Here is an 18,449-nt window from a genome sequence, read left to right on the forward strand (position 1 = left end):
CTACTGGATGTGAGCAAGTGATATTTGCTTGCTCGTCTCTAGTTAAGCACTGAGATTGCGTTCTAGCAAGTCATACATTGCTTCAAGACCCTGTCTTTCTGCTTCAGGGTTATAGCCCAAGTCTACACCATTGGCTTTGGCACGTTCATCGGCTAACGGATTACTAAAGCCATGCTTCGCATCTTCAAAAACAATGACTTCATGATTTACTTTCGCTGCATGCATTTCTTCACGGAAGCTTGCAACATCATCCAAGGTGACCATGCTGTCTAACTCACCATGTAAAACTAAAATTTCACCTTGAATTTGACCTTCGACCGCAGGGGCTTTCGGTGCCAAAGTTGCATGGAAGGTTGCGACAGCTTTGAGTGGAGCACCAGAACGTGCCAAGTCTAAAACCACTTTGCCACCATAACAAAAACCAATGGCCGCCAGTTGATCGGCATTCACTTCAGGCTGGGCTGCAAGCGTATCTAAACCAGCTTGCGCACGGTTGACGATGGTGTCTGCATCGGCAAAAGTTTGCATCATCCATTCATAGGCTTGCTTGGCATCAGTGGTGACTTTTTTGTCGCCGTACATATCAATCGCCAGAGCAGCATAACCATGTTCAGCCAGTTCGCGAGCACGTTGTTCAGTATATTCATTTCGACCCCACCATTCGGGTGCAACAATGATTCCTGCATGGGGTGTTTGGCCATTGGGTGCTGCAAAATAACCGACTAAGCGTTGTCCATCTGCTGTGTTATATTGAATTTCCCGAGTTTGAATACTGATCGTCATGCTCAAATCCTGTTAGATAATATGTTCTGATTAAAGCATAAAAACTTTTACAAGGATTTGAAAAATAGCCTGATTTGTAGAAGAAATGTGAGAAATTATTTTTTAAATGCCATAACGAAAAAAGAAGGAAATCATTCCTTCTTTTTTGTCAGTGAAGCATTTAAGCTCCCTATACTTTGCCACGGGACAAGAAGCCGACAATAGCAAGTATGACTGCAATCACTAATAAAATAATTGCAAAGTCTTTCGATAAACCTGCGACACCACCAAAGCCAAGTAAACTTGCAATCAGTGCAATCACTGCAAAAATAATCGCCCAACGAAACATAGCTCTTCTCCATGGATGTTTTTATTGATTACTTATTGAGTATAAAAAGATCCTTCAAACTCACTGTGTTGCTTTTGTTTAAAAAATGTTCTGTTTTTATTTTTAAGTTTATGAATATGATGTAAATCTTGAAAATGATCTGACGCTAAAAACTAAGCTGATGATCGGTTATAATAGGTCATTGAGTTTATTGGCAGCCCCCATGGCACACGAATTACGCCCAGAGTTTTGGAAGCATTATACCCTTGCTGAGTTACATCCAGCAGAGTGGGAGGCGCTGTGTGATGGTTGTGGTCTGTGTTGTTTGGTGAAACTTGAAGATGAGGAAAGTCAGGAAGTCGCCTATACCAAAGTGTCTTGTAAGCTGTTGGATTGCCAAACGGCCAGTTGTCGTAATTACCCCAACCGCAAGCAGCATGTACCCGATTGTATCCAGCTCACCCCCGAACTTTTAGACACGATTCATTGGTTACCACCGAGCTGTGCCTATCGTCGTTTACATGAAGGTAAAAATTTACCCAGATGGCACTATCTGAACACGGGTTCACGTGAGAGCATTCTAAAAGCCAAAAAGTCTGCGGCGGGACGCTGTATTTCTGAAGATGAGATCAATCAAGAAGAGATCGAAGACTATATTGTGCGTTGGGTTCGCTAGCGGAGAAAAGCGGCGTGAAATTGCATGAAAAGCTTGTGTCATTTACCTGAATTTGCCATAACATAAGCATTCGATGAACGCATTTAAGTCTTAGCCCTATGTCCGATAGCAATATTCCACTGCCTGAACGTTTACGCCCGCGTGATTTGTCTGAAATTATTGGGCAAGATCACTTATTGGGTGAGCAGGCACCGCTCCGTCAAATGATTGATCAAGGACATTTGCCATCTATTATTTTTTGGGGACCACCTGGGGTGGGGAAAACCACGATTGCTTTACTGTTGGCACAAGCGATCGACCGACCGTTTGTCAGTTTATCTGCACTCAATACGGGGGTCAAAGAACTCCGTGAGATCATTGCCGATGGCGGGGACTTAATGCCACCCGTGGTGTTTATTGACGAAATTCATCGTTTTAACAAATCACAGCAAGACGCGCTACTGAATGCTGTGGAGAAAGGCAAAATTACCCTCATTGGCGCCACCACAGAAAATCCATCTTTTGAAGTGAACAGCGCGCTACTGTCACGTTGTCAGGTCTATACCTTAAATGCGCTTGATGCTGATGCGATTCAAACTTTATTATTACAAGCGATTAAGAACGACAAATTTTTAAAAGAGCGCTACATTCAGATCGAAGAATTTGAAGCTTTGGTGCAATTTGCCGCAGGTGATGCACGTAAGGCTTTGAATCTTATTGAGTTGATTGCAGGAACTTTCGAGCCAGACGTTGAAAATATCGTGACCAATGCAATGGTTGTCAAAGTTGCACAGCAAAATATTGCCCGTTATGACAAATCGGGTGAGCAGCACTATGATTTGGTGTCGGCTTTTATCAAGTCGATTCGTGGCAGTGACCCTGATGCTACTTTATATTGGATGGCACGCATGCTCAAAGGCGGAGAAGATCCCGTTTTTATTGCACGTCGTATGTTGATTGCTGCCTCTGAGGATATTGGCAACTCAAATCCGAATGCTTTACTTCTGGCGGGCGAATGCTTCCGCTCTGTTCAAGCTGTGGGTATGCCAGAGTGCCGAATTATTTTAGGGCAGTGTGCGGTGTATTTGGCGACCAGTGCAAAAAGTAATAGTACATATCTTGCAATCAATAAAGCCTTAGATTTGGCTGAAAAAACGGCAAATTTACCTGTGCCGTTGCATTTAAGAAATGCACCAACTAAGTTGATGAAAGAGCAAGGCTATGGTGTCGACTACTTGTATCCACACAACTATCCAGAGCATTTTGTGATGCAAGAGTATTTACCACCTGAACTGAAAGGCACCAAGCTATATGAGTCAGCACGCAATAAGCGTGAGGTTGAAGGAGAGCGCTTACAACAGCGACGTTGGCAACAACAGCAGCAGCAACAGTAAACATAGCCCGATTGAAAGATCGGGCTTTTTTGTTGGAGTGGTTTATGTATGCGTTGTAGCCATGTGTAGGGATTTTTATATGCTCATGGCGTTAAACTACTCATCAATCGCAATGCAGTAGGTAAAACAGAGACCAGCAAGGCAATTGCCATCGTGAGATTAAAGATAAAAGCAAACTGAGGTTTGATGAGATGCTGACGTAAGAAAAGTCCACTCACCGCCCAAATGCCAACGCAGGGAATCGAAACCAACATTAAAATCAGGGCGGCATAAATGATCTCGCTGACAGGAGGATTTAAAGCAAAATAAGTCGAGACTGTGCTGATAGAGATGATCCATGCTTTGGGATTGACCCACTGAAATAACGCACCTTGCAGGAAGCCCATGGAGGGTTTCTGCTCTAATTCGATGTTGAGTGGCCCACTAGATGCAATTTTCCATGCAAGCCAAAGAATATACATAAAACCAATAAAACCTAAAATAAATTGAAGCTGAGGCAGAGTAAGGAAAATTTGGTTCAATCCGATGCCAATGGTGAAGAGTTGTACGGCAACCCCAAAGGCAATGCCAAGAATGAGCGGTACAGTTTTATATATTCCAAATCGTGCACCAGACAGTATGACCAGTGCATTATTAGGGCCAGGTGTGCTTGTCATAACAATACAAAACAGCAGATAAGGTGCAAAGAGAGACATATTCATAATGGCTGAAAGGTCAAAATAAATATTATTTTATTGTTGATCTAGCACAATTTGATTGTATATTGATCTTTAAAAATGAATTTTATGCAATAAATGATTGAATTAGACCGCTTGGACCGAAAGATATTGTGTGAGCTTGAACGCGATGCACATTTAACCAATATTAAACTGGCGGAACGCGTGGGTTTGTCAGCCTCGGCCTGTTTACGACGCGTGCAAGAACTAGAAAAAATAGGCATTATTCGCGGATATAAAGCGGTGATTGACCGTTCGCTTTTGGGGATTGGTTTAACGGTTTATGTGACTATCGGGCTGTCTTGTCACTCAAAAGAAAGTTTGGTTCAGTTTGAGGATGTGATTTCTGTTGCGGATGAAGTGACCGAGTGTCATACCATTACGGGCTCGGTTGAGTATTTACTTAGAGTAGAAGTGGCAGATATTAAAGCGTATAAAAAGTTCCATACGGATGTTTTGGGGACGATTCCTTGTATTACCTCCATCACCAGTTTTTTAGTGATGGAAACCACTAAAAATCAGTATGCAAATATATAACGTGTCAATAGGACACCGAATGTTCTAGCGAGGTTTTTAACATGAATCGCTATTCGCGAGTTAAACCCTTTCAGTCGTGCGTTGATGTTGAAATATTCTTGTCAGTTTGAGTGTACCGCGATAAAACGTTAGCTATCGGCCCTATATATGCGCCAAGTTGAAAGTGTTGGTTTAGGGTTGTAATAAAATGGCCCGATTAAAAAGAAAATGTCAGCCAGTAAATACGCTCCATATTCATTTCCTTAAACTTTTAGCTCCTTTTTGCTGAGCCTTAGCGTTTTTAAGTTCAATTTTCGGTCTTTGTTTTGTTTCTGATGAAGCAAGGTTTGGTAAGAAAAAATCTTGCGATGCGATGTGCCCGACCACAGAACTTGTTCAATTTATATATGTAAAACAACTTTTGCTGTAAAAGCAGTCCATTTTTAATGCTGACGACTTCGTCTTGCACCACAGATAAAAGCAATGTTTTTATTTTTTTTTGGGTGGCGGATGACATTAACCAGTATTAAATAAGATCTAGAGTTTAAAAAGAAAATGCCGGTCAGTTTCGGAACTGACTGGCATTCTGTTTAAAACGGGTTTTTCCTGAACAGAGTTCTGAGGGACATCAATTATTTAAAGTTACCTTCTAAAAACTGTTTTAGGCGTTCACTTTTCGGGTGAATCAAGACTTCTTTCGGGTCGCCTTGTTCTTCAATTTTACCTTGATCTAAAAATATAACATGGTTGGACACATGGCGTGCGAAGCCCATTTCATGGGTGACCACAATCATGGTTCGGCCTTCTTCAGCCAAACTTTGCATCACTTTCAACACCTCACCTACCAGCTCAGGGTCCAAAGCACTGGTTGGTTCATCAAACAACATCACCTCAGGCTCCATTGCCAAGGCACGAGCAATCGCGACACGCTGTTGCTGTCCACCAGATAGAAAAGAGGGGTATTTTGTTTCTACACTTTCTGCGAGCCCAACTTTTCTTAAATATTTACGAGCCCGTTCTTCCGCTTCACTCCGTTTTAAACCTAAAACATGAATGGGCCCTTCAACGATGTTTTCTAATACCGTCATATGTGACCATAAGTTGAAATGTTGAAACACCATCATCAGTTGGGTGCGCATTTTTTGTAGCTGTTTGGGATTTGTGGCTTTGAGATTGCCATTTTTATCCAAGCTCGTCTCTAACTGCTCACCATTGAGTTCAATGCTACCTTGGCTTGGCTGCTCTAGAAAATTGATGCAGCGAAGAAAGGTGCTTTTACCTGAACCCGAGGAACCAATAATACTAATCACATCGCCTGCATGTGCCTCAAGTGAAACCCCTTTTAAGACTTCATGATCGCCAAAGCTTTTACAAAGATCTCGAATCACCAGTTTTGCTGAATTTTCCATTTTTTCTCCTAATGATTCGATGGTTTTAAAAACGCCAGCCAGCGTTGTTCCAATTTACGAAAGATCCAAATGAGGATAAATGCCAGACAGGCATATAGCACAGCGGCAATGCCAAAGGCGTCAAAAGTGGCATAAGTGGCAGCATTGACATCTCGTGCAATTTTGAGAATATCAGGCACGGTTGCAGTGAAGGCAATGGTGGTTGCATGCAACATCAAAATGACTTCATTGCCATAAAAAGGCAGTGCTCGGCGTAGCATAGACGGAATAATAATGCGGGTATAGCGTTTCCACGGCGACATTCCAAAGGCTTTTGCCGCCTCAATTTCACCGTAGGGAATTGAACGTATTGCGCCAGCAAAAATCTCAGTGGTATAAGCCGCTGTATTGAGTGCAAACGCTAAAATGGTGCAATTAAGCCCTTCTCTAAAGAATTCATCGAGCCGTTCATGGGCATGGACAAATTCAAGGCTATAAATTCCCGTGTAAATAATCAGCAGTTGTATATAGAGGGGTGTACCACGAAATACATAGGTGTAAAACCAAACAGGAAGACGTAAAAAAGGATTTTCTGATACGCGGGCAACCGATAGAGGTACAGCTAAAACAAAGCCAATTGCAATAGAAAGTACCAACAACCATGCGGTCATGGCAACGCCAGTCATTTGAAAACCATCGGTCCACAGGTAAGACTGCCAATATTGTTGAATAATCTCAATCATAATTGTCCCTTTTTCACACCAGCAGAATAACGACGTTCCAGCCACATGAGTATTAAATTTGAAAGGGTGGTGATGGCCAAATAAATGACTGCCGCAACGATACTAAAATAGAACACTTGCATGCTGCTTCGACCTGCATCTTGGGTAATTTTGACAATGTCGGTCAAACCAATTAAGGACACCAAAGCGGTGGCTTTGATGAGGACTTGCCAGTTGTTACCAATGCCTGGTAAGGCAAAACGCATCATTTGTGGAAAGAGGACACGCCTGAAAACTTGAAATGGGGTCATGCCGTAGGCATATGCGGCTTCAAGTTGACCTTTGGGGACGGCTTGAAATGCACCACGAAAGGTTTCAGTAAAATAGGCCCCATAAATAAATGCCAAAGTAATCACCCCCGCCACAAAGGGATTGATATCAATTTGCTCCATCTGCAAAGATTCGGTAATGGAGTTCAGTCCAAGTTGCAGGCTATAGAATAACAACAACATGATCACCAGATCGGGAACACTACGAATGAGTGTGGTATAAACAGTCGCAACATAGCGTATGATTTTAATATGGGAGAGTTTGGCACTGGCACCAAACAATCCAATCATGATCGAAAGTACAAGGGATAACAATGCAAGCTGAATGGTCATCCAAGTGCCACTGAGTAATACGGGACCATAGCCAGACAAAAACATACTCAGTTTCTCCGAGTAAAAATATAATATTTTGTAAATCAGCTATATATAAAAAGTGTCGGTATTGAACCGACACTTTATAGGTTAATAAATGCTGAAGGAGAAGTATTTTTTCTCGAGTTTTTTATAGGTGCCGTCGGCAATAATTTCAGCTAAAGCCTTATCAATATTCTTTTTCAGATCGACGTCTTCTTTACGTAAGCCGATGGCAGCCCCTACACCGAGTGTTTTGGCATCGACCACATTATTGCCTGCAAAAGCAAAGCCTTTACCTTTTGCTGATTTCAGGAAACCACCATCAACCATAATTGCATCTTGTAATGTTGCATCTAGACGCCCAGAAACCATGTCTTGATAAAGCACATCTTGGTTTGGATAAGGAACCACATTCACACCTTTAGGTGCCCAATAAGCTTTTGCATAACTTTCTTGGATGGTCCCTTGTTGCACACCTACACGTTTTCCTTTCAAAGAAGCGGGTGTCGGAAGTAAAGGAGAGCCTTTTTTCGCGACCATGCGGGTTGGAGTATTATAAATTTTATTACTAAACGCGATTTGTTTTGAACGATCAGCCGTCACGGTCATGGATGATAAAATTCCATCAAATTTCTTGGCTTTGAGGGCAGGAATCATTCCATCAAAGGAGTTTTCTACCCAAACACATTTGGCTTTTAATTTGGCGCAAATAGCATTTCCCAAGTCGATGTCAAAACCGACCAGCTTATTGTCAGGGGTTTTATATTCAAAAGGAGCGTATGCGGATTCTGTACCAAAACGAATAGTTTTCCATTCTTTGGCTTGAACAGAGCCGCTCAACGCAGTGAGTACGAATGTGGTCGAAAGGAGTAATTTCTTTTGCCAGTTTTTCATTGTAAATATAGCCATCCGTAAAAAATCAAATCTAGAAAATAAGACGAAGATAGAACTTATCCTACTGATTACTTTTGAATAAAAGCAATATTTATACCAATTTTCCGATCGTTGGTGATGAGTTGATCTTTCGCCATGAGATAGGAGGAAATAAGCGTACTGTTTCGGTTGGAAATTTTTTATCTAAAGAACGTCCTGTTCATAAGTTTTTATCATATTCAAAAACATATCTGATACATAGCTGAAATATACCTGAAGTCTTGTGCGTTATGACGTACAGCGTTGTTGATTTTTTAGCAAATTTCGATGTTCCACAAAGTGTATGCTGAGTGAAACGTGGTTTGAAAACGAGCAGACTATAGATGAAGTTTAAACAAAAAACCGAGCGTTTAAGCTCGGTTTTTTGAATCTGTAATAGATTAGATATCAGAAAGGTCGATACCTAAACGTGCAGCAACTTCTTCGTACGCTTCAACCACACCACCTAAACCTTGACGGAAACGGTCTTTGTCGAGTTTTTTCTTGGTTTCTTTGTCCCATAGACGGCAGCCGTCTGGAGAGAACTCATCACCAAGAACAATACGGTCGTGGAATACACCAAACTCAAGTTTGAAGTCCACAAGTAGCATGCCACCTTGGTCAAATAAGTTTTTAAGCACTTCGTTCACTTGGTAAGTGAGGACTTTCATTTGCTCAAGTTGCTCAGCAGTTGCCCAACCTAAAGCAATCGCTTGAGACTCATTCACCATTGGGTCGCCAAGAGCATCATCTTTGAAGAATAATTCGAAAGTCGGCGGAGTTAATTCCTTGCCTTCTTCTACACCTAAGCGACGGCATAAAGAACCTGCTGCATAGTTACGAATCACACATTCAACAGGGATCATGCTGAGTTTTTTCACTAAAACTTCTGTTGGTGAAAGAAGTTTTTCAAAGTGAGTCTCAATGCCAGCCGCAGCCAATTTATCCATGATAAAGGCGTTAAAACGGTTGTTCACCTTACCTTTTCGATCTAGTTGTTCGATCTTTTCACCATTGAATGCCGAAGCATCGTCACGAAAGACTAAAATCAGGTGGTCTGCACTGTCTGTTTCATAGACAGATTTCGCTTTACCAGTATAGAGCAAGGTTTGTTTTAACATGAGGGAACCTTTTTCAAAAAAAAATGCCTAGTACGACTAGGCTGGCCAATTTTGGTAAATCTGAGTTAACAATTCTGTGGCTTTTTCAGGCGCTGCAAAACTGTTATCGGCATTGAACACTGCAAGGTTATTGCTTGTACCGACAGCGGTTAGTCTTAACACATAGGTCTGTTGATCGACCTTAATGGTTGCTTCATAACCATTTTTGCCTTGGCCAACGATTTGATGGTTGAGACTGCTGAGGGTGGCAAGTGTGTATTGCCAAATTGTAGCAGAATTTCCTTCAACTTTGAGCAGCGGATTCTTATTTCCGTCAATAATCAATTGAGGGCGACCTACGGCTACAGCTACGGTTTCAGTTGATTCTGTTTGGTTGGTAATTTGAGTTGATTCTGGGCGAGGCATTGCGAAACGGTTACCACGCTTGTTTTCAAGTACTGGTGCGTGTTCTAAAGCAAGTGCCTCAACCGTTGGAGCTGGATACAACGGCGTTGCAGGTCGAACCATTGAGCCTTCAGGGTATTTAAGAGGTTCCAAGCTTGCTGTTTCTTTATAGTCCAAACTACCGTTATTGACTGCAAGAGAACTACAACCCGCTAAACTGACGACTGAAAGTGCGAGGGTAAGACCTAAACGTAATTGCATATTAATGTGCTCTTTATTGAATGACACCCGCTTTTGTGAGTGCTTCACGGAGCGGTGTGCGATATTGTTCTGCAAGTGGTGTTAATGGTAAACGAATACCCGTTTCGATTAACTCCATTTCATGAAGTGCCCATTTCACAGGAATTGGGTTCGATTCGCAAAATAGAATTTCGTGTAGATTTGCAACTTGAGTATTTAAGCTTTCTGCCTTTTCAGCTTCACCTGCAAGTGCTGCTGCACAAACATCACTCATTTGTTTTGGTGCAACGTTTGCAGTCACAGAAATATTACCTTGAGCACCTGACAAGATCAGTTGGTAGGCTGTTGCATCGTCGCCTGAATACACAGTCATATCTTTGCCAGCAAGACCCTCAAGCAGAGCTTGACCACGAGCAACATCGCCTGTGGCATCTTTAATCCCTACAATTTGTGGGATATCTGCCAAACGAATAACAGTTTCATTTGTCATATCAACGCCAGTACGGCCTGGAACGTTATAAAGGATCTGAGGCAGATCAACCGCTTCTGCAATGGCTTTATAATGTTGGTATAAGCCTTCTTGAGTCGGTTTATTATAATACGGGGTAACAAGAAGGGCAGCATCTGCACCCAGTGCTTTGGCTTCTTTGGTCAACTCAATGGCTTCGCGAGTTGAGTTCGCACCAGTACCCGCAATAATCGGGATGCGTTTGTTTGCTACACGAATGATTTCTTTGATCACTTGTGTATGTTCTTTCATGCTTAGAGTAGACGCTTCACCCGTTGTACCGACAGCAACAATGCTATTTGTGCCTTGTGCGATGTGCCACTCAACGAGCTTCTCTAGACCCTTCCAATCTACGCTGCCATCTTCAAACATAGGGGTGACGATTGCGACAATTGAGCCTTGGATGGTCTGTGCTTGCTGAGTCATTTTAAAAAAATATCCTATTTGTCCATCCAGTTAGGCCAGAAAAACATAAGATTGGATGGGTACGTATTTTAATTTATAGCATTTTCAAAGCGCTGATGCATTGAATAATGCTTATGCAAATTATGAACGAACACAACATGAAGAACAATATGATTTAGTCAAAGTGTATAAAAACTTTATCTTTTGCTACAAAAATAAAGCCTGTTTAAATGCTGTACAAAGAACATGCTTTTCATCCAAAACCTGAAAATAGTATTTCGCAAGGCAGACGTGAGTCGTTTGGAGCCATCGAAAAGTGGTTTTTTAGATGAAAAAGAGGCTTAAAAGTCTATTAAACCTGATATTCCGTGTATAAAAGTCAGAATTTAAGACCTTTTAAAACTCATACAAGATGTAAATGTGATTTCTGCAAATCTGTTTGCTACAAAAGAATCATTGCTAAAAAGCAGTCTAATCATTCATTTCAGCTATCACTAAAAGGGGGAAACTTGCTTTTATTAAATCGGTGATATGCCTATTTTTAGCATTTTAGTCTAAATTTTTTCCTTATTTTTATTGTTTTTAAGACTATATCTGAACGGATGTTAATACAGGACTAATCCACTAATTTTAGCCATTTGTATGATTTCATTCCACCTTTTGATAGTTATTTCTCCGACCTTGCTCATAGATGATGGCGTTTTTGGAACGCTGATTGAACAAGGATTTCCCAATGCAAAAATCAGATAGGCAACATGCAATTGTCACGGTTGCGATTTGCTTCTTAATTGCAGTCATCGAAGGGCTGGATATTCAAGCAGCAGGTATTGCAGCCGCAGGCATTCGTGAATATTTCGGTTTGGATAGTTCACAGTTGGGGGTGTTTTTTAGTGCAGGGATTCTGGGTCTATTGCCCGGTGCACTAGTGGGCGGGCGTTTTGCTGACCGAATTGGCCGTAAAAAAGTGTTGATTGGTTCAGTGGCTATTTTTGCGGTCTTTACACTCTGTACGGTGTGGGTCAACAGCTTTAATAGTTTATTGCTGGTGCGGTTCTTGGCAGGTGCTGGTCTTGGTGCGGCGATGCCGATTTTAATTACCTTAGCCTCTGAGGCAGTTTCACTACAAAACCGCGGTCGTGCTGTTGGATTGATGTACTGCGGTATGCCTGTGGGTGCTGCCATTCTTTCATTGGTTGCAAGTACTGAGTTTGGTGCCAACTGGAAGAATATTTTCTATTTGGGTGGTTTATTACCGATTATTGTCATTCCTGTGATGATGTGGTTGTTGCCTGAGTCGAAGGAATTTTTAAAGACCCAAAACCCAGAATCTGCCACTGAGGCTGCACCTCAAGCCGCGTTTAAAGAGCTGTTGAACGCGGATAATTTATTTAGAACCTTATTTATTTGGGTGAGCTACTTTTTCACCCTGATGGTGGTGTACATCATGCTCAGTTGGTTGCCATCACTGTTTACTGAGTTAGGCTTTTCACGTAAGGAAGGTGCAACGGCGCAGTTCTACTTTATGCTAAGTGCGACAGTGGGGACCGTGATTTTAGGGATGCTAACAGACCGCTGGAAGAAAGCTTATGTCATCGTACTGATGTATGGCGGCATCTTGGCGGGATTATTGGCATTAAATGCGGCTTCTTCACTGAATCAAATGTATTTGGCCGCAGCATTGGTTGGTGCTTTTGTGATTGGCTGTCAGGGCGTATTGTATGCTTTTGGTGGAATTGTCTACCCAACTGAAGTACGTGGCACAGGTATTGGCGTCGCTTCTGCCGTAGGGCGGATTGGCGCAATGCTAGGGCCTGCAATTGCTGGAGCATTACTAAGCACAGGTTTCGGTGCAGCAGGAGTCATTTCAGCAGCGATTCCATGTATTGTGATTTCAGCGGTGATGATGTTGTTACTGACCCGTCGTATGAAGGGCGTATGACATCATCCATAAGCATGAGTTGGAAAATAGCCTGCTAGAAGCAGGTTTTTTTTCATCAAAATGACAATGCTGCGTAGCGTACTTGCTGATTTGCTTCAATATCCATTGCACTCAAGGCTACAGTCATTTAATTTTGACCCGCGAGGATGAATACTGTTTTATAAATGAAGCTAAGCTTGGCCTTCGAGCACAGAACAAAAAGGACAGAGAAGAATGCAGAAGAATATGGCACTGATTGTGGTGGATGTACAAAATGGTTTTACCCCCGGCGGAAATCTAGCGGTGGCAGGAGCAGATCAAATCATTCCTAAAATTAATCAGTTGGGCGCTTATTTTGACAATATTGTACTCACCCAAGATTGGCATCCAGAAAATCATATTTCTTTTGCAGAGAATCATCCTGAAAAGCAAGCTTTTCAAACCATTGAATTGGACTATGGCACACAAGTGCTGTGGCCACGCCACTGTGTACAAGGCACGCAGGATGCTGAATTACACCCTGATCTCGACCTTGCCAAAGCGCAGTTGATCATCCGTAAAGGATGTCATGCACACATTGATAGTTATTCTGCTTTTTTAGAAGCGGATCACAAGACTCAAACCGGACTCGCAGGCTATTTAAGAGAGCGTGGGATTGATACGGTATTTATTGTTGGGATTGCAACAGACTTTTGCGTTGCGTGGACCGCAATAGATGCTGCACAACTCGGTTTTCAAACTTATGTCATTGCAGATGCCACCAAAGGTATCGACTTACAGGGATCTTTACAGCATGCATGGCAAGACATGCTGGCGCAAGGCGTAAAACGTCTCTATTGCAAAGACATTGCACAACAATATGCACAAAGGATGCATTGATCCAATCGAGACTCTGTAATCATCAACATAGAAATCATAAGACATGCTGTAGGGAAAGGTCATGGGCACTTTTTTAAGATTTACCACTTGGATTCAAAAAACCTTTGCTTTGTGGGTCGTATTATTTGCAGGGATAGCACTTTTGAGTCCTGAAACCTTTGTCTGGATGAAAGCTTATATCACGTGGATGTTGGGCTTGATCATGTTTGGTATGGGCATGACCATGACGTTGAACGACTTTAAAAGTGTGATGCAGAGTCCAAAAGCAGTTGCGATTGGGGTGGCTGCCCAGTTTGTGGTGATGCCAAGTGTGGCATATGTGTTATGTGTGTTGTTCCGCTTACCCGCTGAAATTGCCATAGGAGTCATTTTAGTGGGCTGTTGTCCAGGAGGGACGGCATCTAATGTGATTACTTACATGGCGAAAGGCAATACAGCATTGTCTGTTGCATGTACCACAGTATCGACTTTATTAGCACCTGTACTGACTCCCGCGATTTTCTATCTGCTGGCCAGCCAATGGATTGATATAAATGCATGGTCGATGCTGAGTTCAATTTTACAGGTGGTGTTGTTTCCTATTGTTCTAGGGCTGGTGGTACGTGCTGTACTGAAACATAAAGTTGAAAGCTATATTTCAGTCATGCCTTTAATTTCAGTGGTCGCAATTGTGTTGATTGTGGCAGCGATTATTGGTGGCTCAAAAGCACAAATTTTAGAATCTGGTTTATTGATTTTAGCTGTGGTGGCGTTACATAACGTGATTGGTTATTTACTTGGCTTTGGAGCTGCAAGGATGTTTCACTTGCCGCATGCCGACTGTAAAGCGGTTTCGATTGAGGTGGGTATGCAAAACTCAGGTCTCGGTGTGGCTTTGGCGGCTGTGCATTTTGCTGCTTCTCCAATTACAGCGGTCCCCAGCGCCATCTTTAGTTTATGGCACAACATTTCAGGACCTATTTTAGCCAGCTATTGGGCAACAAAAGCAGACTCAATGCTCAATAAAAAAAAGTGAAAAAGAACATATTTTGGTTTAAATACTGTACGCTGTTCAAGCTTTAAGCATAAAGTCAGGATGAACTTTCTATTTGGGCTGTGATTGTAACTAAACTGTCATAAAGACTGCCTAACATCCCTGCCAAACACTTCATAACAGACTGTTTTAAACAGCATTGAGAGGGTATGGATAATTTTCAGCATTCATCGGTGACGTATTTCAACCGAGAGCTATCGTTATTTGAGTTTCATCAGCGGGTTTTAGCACAAGCATTAGATTTGAGTTTGCCTGTGCTAGAACGTTTAAATTTTTTAATTATTTTTTCACGTAATTTGGATGAGTTTTTTGAGATTCGTATTGCGGGTTTGATGAAACAACGCGATATGAATGCCATTGCCAGAACCCCTGATGCGCTCCCCACAAACGTCGTATTACAAGACCTGTCTCAATCTATTCATACTGCGGTTCAAAAACAATTTGAAACGCTCAATCATTCGATTTTACCCGAGTTACAGGCTCACGGTATTCAATTCCTTCAGTTCCAAGACATCTTAGAAAAACATAAAACGTGGATTGCAGAATATTTTGCCAAAGAAATCCAACCTGTTTTAACCCCGATCAGTCTAGATCCTTCCCATCCTTTTCCTCGTCTCGTGAATAAAAGTCTGAATTTCATTGTGAGTTTACAAGGTAAGGATGCTTTTGGGCGAAGCATTGAGATGGCAATTGTTCCTGCGCCACGTTCTTTGCCTCGCTTGATTTCGATGCCCAAAGCAGTTTCAGGCAGTGTAGACACGCAGATTTTCTTAACTGCGATGATTCAGCAACACATCAGCGATTTGTTCCCAGGTATGAAGGCCACAGGCTGTTATGCCTTTCGTGTGACGCGTAATGCCGATTTGATTTTGTCGGAAGATGTTGACGATTTGGCTGTTGCGTTAAAAGATGAATTGTCTTCACGTCGCTTTGGGCGCGCGGTGCGTTTAGAAATTGAAGATGACTGTCCTGAAGCGGTGATTGATTATCTGCTCAAGGAGTTTGATTTAACTGAGCAGGAGCTTTATCGCATTGATGGGCCGATCAATCTTTCACGTCTTAGTACCAGTTGTGATCGACCTGAATTGAAACATCCCGTTTTTATTCCCGTTATTCCGAAAGTTTTGCGTAAACAAAAAAGTACCTTTGATACTTTAAAAGCACAGGATGTATTGTTGCATCATCCGTTTGATTCTTTTCAGCCTGTAATTGGCTTATTAAAAGAAGCTGCGAAAGATCCAAATGTACTAGCGATTAAACAAACCCTTTACCGCAGTGGGCCCGACTCTGAAATTGTACAGGTCTTGGCAGAGGCAGCACGAAATGGCAAGGAAGTCACGGCAGTGATTGAGTTACGTGCGCGTTTTGATGAAGAATCGAATATTACTGTGGCCAATATTTTGCAGGAGGCGGGCGCGGTGGTGGTGTATGGCATTGTGGGCTATAAAACGCATGCCAAAATGATTTTGATTGTACGCCGTGAAAATGCTCAGTTGATTCGCTATGCTCATCTAGGCACAGGCAATTATCATGCGGGTAATGCCCGTATGTATACCGACTATGGGCTGATGACTACACAGCCTGATATTTGTGAAGACGTTCACCGCATGTTTCAAGAACTGACGGGGATGGGTAAGATGGCCAAGTTGAAGGCATTATTACATGCACCTTTTACTTTACACAGTGAACTGTTAAAGCTGATTGAGCAAGAAATTGAGTTTGCACAAGCTGGTCAGGCCGCACGTATTATCATTAAGGTTAATGCTTTAACTGAACCGCAACTGATTGCTGCGTTGTATCGTGCGTCACAAGCTGGGGTGCGGGTTGATCTGATTATTCGTTCGATCTGCTGTTTGATTCCACAGGTCCAGGGTATGTCTGAGAATATCCGTGTACGTTCGATCGTGGGTCGTTTTCTTGAGCATACGCGAGTTTACTTTTTTGAACATGGCGGTGAGAAAAAGCTGTACTGTGCCAGTGCAGACTGGATGGGACGCAACTTATTTTCACGTGTGGAAACCTGCTTTCCAATATTAGATCGTACTTTGAAAAAACAAATTTATAAAGATGGGCTAATAAGCTACCTGAATGATTGTTTAAATGCTTGGGAGCTACAAGCCGATGGTCATTGGCTTAAAGTAGCCTGTACTGATCCAGAGCAGCGCTATAGTGCACAGCAACATTTGGTTGCCCAAAAGCAACTGAAAATTTGAGTTCGACAGAGAAAAAAAGCCTGACATGTGTCAGGCTTTTTTTCTGCTCGAGCGTAATTAAGAGGCTTTAGATTGTTTTGCTTTTAGAATTTCAGTTCTTAAAGTTTGTGCCAATTCGGCAGACTCTGAACCCATACCATTGACCATAAAGGCATGACGGGTCAAGACATTGGTTGGATTCGGTAAATTGATCAATTGATAGCTTTCGGAAATGTCTTTCAATAATTCATTGCTTAAATGCACCGCACTTTCTTTGGCAGATAGTTGTTGCACTAAACGTTCAGATGCTTGAGTGGCAGACAGTTGCATTGCATCAACTGCAGTTGAAATACCACAACGTGTTTGCAAAACAAAGCGCTTTTCTTCGCGGTAACGTTTATATAAAACGTCAGACAATAGCTGGAACACACTGCTGATCATCATGAGACATGGCACGGCATTCGGCGTGTCGGTCGACATGGTGAGGGTTGCACCATGCTCATTAAATGACTGATGTGTGCTGACGTCTGAGCTGTTTAATTTAAAGTGCTTTAAGCAAAGCTCTGTACTTTTATTCAGAAAAATTTGGCACAAGTTAAAATACGGAATTGAGACCGTGGTATTGACTGAGTCCATCAATTGTTTTGGGTCATAGAATTGAATATTGAGTGCGACCGAATGGTTGTCCACGATCACAGGTTTTTGCTCTTTCGGCTTAGCACTGGTTTTGAGTTGTTGCTGTGCTTGAGCAATCGCGACCGCAGCATGATGCTTTTCTTGTTCTAGTGTTTGGGTTAACACTTGAATTTCGTGTTTTAAGCGAGATTCATTATTGATCCGTGCTAAGTATTCAGTACGGCTTGGGCGAGCAATCGCACGATAAGCCAACCACAGTAAACCATGAATCGCCAAAGACAATAAAATTGCTAACCATTGCGTCCGTAGAATTTCGCCCATACTTGGTTTGATGAGTGTGATCTCGATACTACCCACTTTCTTTTCGTTTTGTAGCGCATCACGAACAAACACTTCACCATCTCGTGTTCGCACCTGACCACCAGTTGCCAGCACTTGATTATTGGCATCCAATATACGAATGGAAGCTACGCTTGGGTTGGTCGCATAGCGATCCACCAAAAGCGCGAGAGAAACCGTGTTGGCAGGTTCCAGTTCTGTAAGACTGTCTGTCACCAATTGAGAGGTCATCAGTTGACCTTGGCTGGCACGGTTTTCATTCAGTTGATGAGTCGTTGCCAATACCAATAAAAAGGTATGTAAAGCAAAACTTACAATTAATAGGCTAGCAAATAGCCCTTGTCTAGGCGCATTCAACGTAAACTTCCAAAGAAAATATATTCAATTTCGATTATGATTCTAACAATAGTCGTAGCTCAGACCCGAGTCAATTCATGCGAGAAATCATTCTTATTTCATTTTTAGGACCAGACCAGCCTAATCAGTTCACTCGATTAATGCAGGTATTGTCCACTCATTCACTACAAATTTTAGATGTTGGACAAGCAGTTATTCATAACCAATTGACCTTGGGTATAGTTGTTTCTTCAGATGACCAAACCGCAACGGCTTTGGCGATGAAAGAAATTCTAATTTTAGCACATGATATTGGTTTAACTGTACGTTTTAAACCAATCACTACAACTGAATACGACCAGTGGGTGAGCGAAGGTGGACG

The 18,449-nt window shown here is 42.2% G+C and carries 19 protein-coding genes; 8 read left to right on the forward strand and 11 right to left on the reverse strand.

Annotated features, from left to right (window positions below):
• Positions 1–42: 42 nt before the first annotated feature.
• Positions 43–783: a dienelactone hydrolase family protein gene (locus B4F08_RS12855; RefSeq protein ID WP_291374605.1), complete on the reverse strand. Its 741-nt coding sequence runs from the start codon at positions 781–783 to the stop codon at positions 43–45.
• Between the two features lie 169 nt (positions 784–952).
• Positions 953–1,111: a DUF1328 domain-containing protein gene (locus B4F08_RS12860; RefSeq protein ID WP_004647174.1), complete on the reverse strand. Its 159-nt coding sequence runs from the start codon at positions 1,109–1,111 to the stop codon at positions 953–955.
• 202 nt (positions 1,112–1,313) lie between these two features.
• Between B4F08_RS12860 and B4F08_RS12865 the strand changes: the two genes are divergently transcribed.
• A complete protein-coding gene (locus B4F08_RS12865; RefSeq protein ID WP_291374607.1) occupies positions 1,314–1,766 on the forward strand; it encodes a YcgN family cysteine cluster protein in 453 nt (150 codons plus the stop codon).
• A gap of 98 nt (positions 1,767–1,864) precedes the next feature.
• Positions 1,865–3,139 carry a replication-associated recombination protein A gene (locus B4F08_RS12870; RefSeq protein WP_086210346.1) on the forward strand — a complete coding sequence of 425 codons (1,275 nt, stop codon included), beginning with the start codon at positions 1,865–1,867 and terminating at the stop codon, positions 3,137–3,139.
• Between the two features lie 83 nt (positions 3,140–3,222).
• Here B4F08_RS12870 and B4F08_RS12875 read toward each other — a convergent pair whose 3' ends face one another.
• The gene (locus tag B4F08_RS12875; RefSeq protein WP_291374609.1) at positions 3,223–3,840 is read right to left on the reverse strand and encodes a LysE family translocator; all 618 of its coding nucleotides are present in this window, start codon (positions 3,838–3,840) and stop codon (positions 3,223–3,225) included.
• Between the two features lie 93 nt (positions 3,841–3,933).
• On the opposite strand from B4F08_RS12875, the gene B4F08_RS12880 reads away from it, so the two are divergent.
• Positions 3,934–4,392 (forward strand): Lrp/AsnC family transcriptional regulator, encoded by a 459-nt coding sequence (locus tag B4F08_RS12880; RefSeq protein ID WP_086210344.1) that lies wholly within the window; start codon positions 3,934–3,936, stop codon positions 4,390–4,392.
• A 611-nt stretch (positions 4,393–5,003) separates the two neighbouring features.
• Here B4F08_RS12880 and B4F08_RS12885 read toward each other — a convergent pair.
• From B4F08_RS12885 to dapA, 7 genes are all read right to left on the reverse strand, one after another.
• Positions 5,004–5,780 carry an ABC transporter ATP-binding protein gene (locus B4F08_RS12885; RefSeq protein ID WP_086210343.1) on the reverse strand — a complete coding sequence of 259 codons (777 nt, stop codon included), beginning with the start codon at positions 5,778–5,780 and terminating at the stop codon, positions 5,004–5,006.
• A gap of 8 nt (positions 5,781–5,788) precedes the next feature.
• The gene (locus tag B4F08_RS12890; protein ID WP_291374612.1) at positions 5,789–6,502 is read right to left on the reverse strand and encodes an ABC transporter permease; all 714 of its coding nucleotides are present in this window, start codon (positions 6,500–6,502) and stop codon (positions 5,789–5,791) included.
• Entirely contained in the window at positions 6,499–7,188 is a 690-nt protein-coding gene (locus B4F08_RS12895) for an ABC transporter permease (protein WP_086210341.1), read from the reverse strand. The genes B4F08_RS12890 and B4F08_RS12895 overlap by 4 nt, the downstream gene beginning before the upstream one ends.
• A gap of 84 nt (positions 7,189–7,272) precedes the next feature.
• Entirely contained in the window at positions 7,273–8,058 is a 786-nt protein-coding gene (locus B4F08_RS12900) for an ABC transporter substrate-binding protein (RefSeq protein ID WP_086210340.1), read from the reverse strand.
• A gap of 419 nt (positions 8,059–8,477) precedes the next feature.
• On the reverse strand, positions 8,478–9,197 hold the full coding sequence (gene purC, locus B4F08_RS12905; protein ID WP_004691818.1) for a phosphoribosylaminoimidazolesuccinocarboxamide synthase: 720 nt from the start codon (positions 9,195–9,197) through the stop codon (positions 8,478–8,480).
• 36 nt (positions 9,198–9,233) lie between these two features.
• The gene (locus B4F08_RS12910; protein WP_110974700.1) at positions 9,234–9,842 is read right to left on the reverse strand and encodes a lipoprotein-34 precursor (NlpB); all 609 of its coding nucleotides are present in this window, start codon (positions 9,840–9,842) and stop codon (positions 9,234–9,236) included.
• A gap of 13 nt (positions 9,843–9,855) precedes the next feature.
• Positions 9,856–10,755: a 4-hydroxy-tetrahydrodipicolinate synthase gene (gene dapA / locus B4F08_RS12915; RefSeq protein ID WP_086210338.1), complete on the reverse strand. Its 900-nt coding sequence runs from the start codon at positions 10,753–10,755 to the stop codon at positions 9,856–9,858.
• A 712-nt stretch (positions 10,756–11,467) separates the two neighbouring features.
• Here dapA and mhpT point away from each other — a divergent pair.
• The 4 genes from mhpT to ppk1 all read left to right on the forward strand — a co-directional run bounded on the left by mhpT (position 11,468) and on the right by ppk1 (position 16,777).
• Positions 11,468–12,673: a 3-(3-hydroxy-phenyl)propionate transporter MhpT gene (gene mhpT / locus B4F08_RS12920; RefSeq protein WP_086210337.1), complete on the forward strand. Its 1,206-nt coding sequence runs from the start codon at positions 11,468–11,470 to the stop codon at positions 12,671–12,673.
• A gap of 213 nt (positions 12,674–12,886) precedes the next feature.
• Positions 12,887–13,531, forward strand: a complete 645-nt coding sequence (gene pncA, locus B4F08_RS12925; protein ID WP_291374617.1) for a bifunctional nicotinamidase/pyrazinamidase — start codon at positions 12,887–12,889, stop codon at positions 13,529–13,531.
• Positions 13,532–13,592: 61 nt separating this feature from the next.
• Positions 13,593–14,546 carry a bile acid:sodium symporter family protein gene (locus tag B4F08_RS12930; protein ID WP_086210335.1) on the forward strand — a complete coding sequence of 318 codons (954 nt, stop codon included), beginning with the start codon at positions 13,593–13,595 and terminating at the stop codon, positions 14,544–14,546.
• 167 nt (positions 14,547–14,713) lie between these two features.
• Positions 14,714–16,777 carry a polyphosphate kinase 1 gene (ppk1, locus tag B4F08_RS12935; RefSeq protein WP_291374619.1) on the forward strand — a complete coding sequence of 688 codons (2,064 nt, stop codon included), beginning with the start codon at positions 14,714–14,716 and terminating at the stop codon, positions 16,775–16,777.
• Between the two features lie 57 nt (positions 16,778–16,834).
• Here the strand turns inward: ppk1 and B4F08_RS12940 are convergent, their stop codons facing one another.
• On the reverse strand, positions 16,835–18,088 hold the full coding sequence (locus tag B4F08_RS12940) for a hypothetical protein (protein ID WP_086210333.1): 1,254 nt from the start codon (positions 18,086–18,088) through the stop codon (positions 16,835–16,837).
• A gap of 77 nt (positions 18,089–18,165) precedes the next feature.
• Here B4F08_RS12940 and B4F08_RS12945 point away from each other — a divergent pair.
• On the forward strand, positions 18,166–18,449 hold a 284-nt coding region (locus B4F08_RS12945; RefSeq protein WP_291374621.1), incomplete at its 3' end, for an ACT domain-containing protein.

Source organism: Acinetobacter sp. UBA6720 (assembly GCF_002454215.1).
Lineage (GTDB): Bacteria > Pseudomonadota > Gammaproteobacteria > Pseudomonadales > Moraxellaceae > Acinetobacter.

Bases quoted from the DNA above. Each gene is read 5' to 3' on its own strand.
- B4F08_RS12855 (WP_291374605.1), bottom strand. From the start codon at position 783: ATGACGATCAGTATTCAAACTCGGGAAATTCAATATAACACAGCAGAT.
- B4F08_RS12860 (WP_004647174.1), bottom strand. From the start codon at position 1,111: ATGTTTCGTTGGGCGATTATTTTTGCAGTGATTGCACTGATTGCAAGT.
- B4F08_RS12865 (WP_291374607.1), top strand. From the start codon at position 1,314: ATGGCACACGAATTACGCCCAGAGTTTTGGAAGCATTATACCCTTGCT.
- B4F08_RS12870 (WP_086210346.1), top strand. From the start codon at position 1,865: ATGTCCGATAGCAATATTCCACTGCCTGAACGTTTACGCCCGCGTGAT.
- B4F08_RS12875 (WP_291374609.1), bottom strand. From the start codon at position 3,840: ATGAATATGTCTCTCTTTGCACCTTATCTGCTGTTTTGTATTGTTATG.
- B4F08_RS12880 (WP_086210344.1), top strand. From the start codon at position 3,934: ATGATTGAATTAGACCGCTTGGACCGAAAGATATTGTGTGAGCTTGAA.
- B4F08_RS12885 (WP_086210343.1), bottom strand. From the start codon at position 5,780: ATGGAAAATTCAGCAAAACTGGTGATTCGAGATCTTTGTAAAAGCTTT.
- B4F08_RS12890 (WP_291374612.1), bottom strand. From the start codon at position 6,502: ATGATTGAGATTATTCAACAATATTGGCAGTCTTACCTGTGGACCGAT.
- B4F08_RS12895 (WP_086210341.1), bottom strand. From the start codon at position 7,188: ATGTTTTTGTCTGGCTATGGTCCCGTATTACTCAGTGGCACTTGGATG.
- B4F08_RS12900 (WP_086210340.1), bottom strand. From the start codon at position 8,058: ATGAAAAACTGGCAAAAGAAATTACTCCTTTCGACCACATTCGTACTC.
- purC (WP_004691818.1), bottom strand. From the start codon at position 9,197: ATGTTAAAACAAACCTTGCTCTATACTGGTAAAGCGAAATCTGTCTAT.
- B4F08_RS12910 (WP_110974700.1), bottom strand. From the start codon at position 9,842: ATGCAATTACGTTTAGGTCTTACCCTCGCACTTTCAGTCGTCAGTTTA.
- dapA (WP_086210338.1), bottom strand. From the start codon at position 10,755: ATGACTCAGCAAGCACAGACCATCCAAGGCTCAATTGTCGCAATCGTC.
- mhpT (WP_086210337.1), top strand. From the start codon at position 11,468: ATGCAAAAATCAGATAGGCAACATGCAATTGTCACGGTTGCGATTTGC.
- pncA (WP_291374617.1), top strand. From the start codon at position 12,887: ATGCAGAAGAATATGGCACTGATTGTGGTGGATGTACAAAATGGTTTT.
- B4F08_RS12930 (WP_086210335.1), top strand. From the start codon at position 13,593: ATGGGCACTTTTTTAAGATTTACCACTTGGATTCAAAAAACCTTTGCT.
- ppk1 (WP_291374619.1), top strand. From the start codon at position 14,714: ATGGATAATTTTCAGCATTCATCGGTGACGTATTTCAACCGAGAGCTA.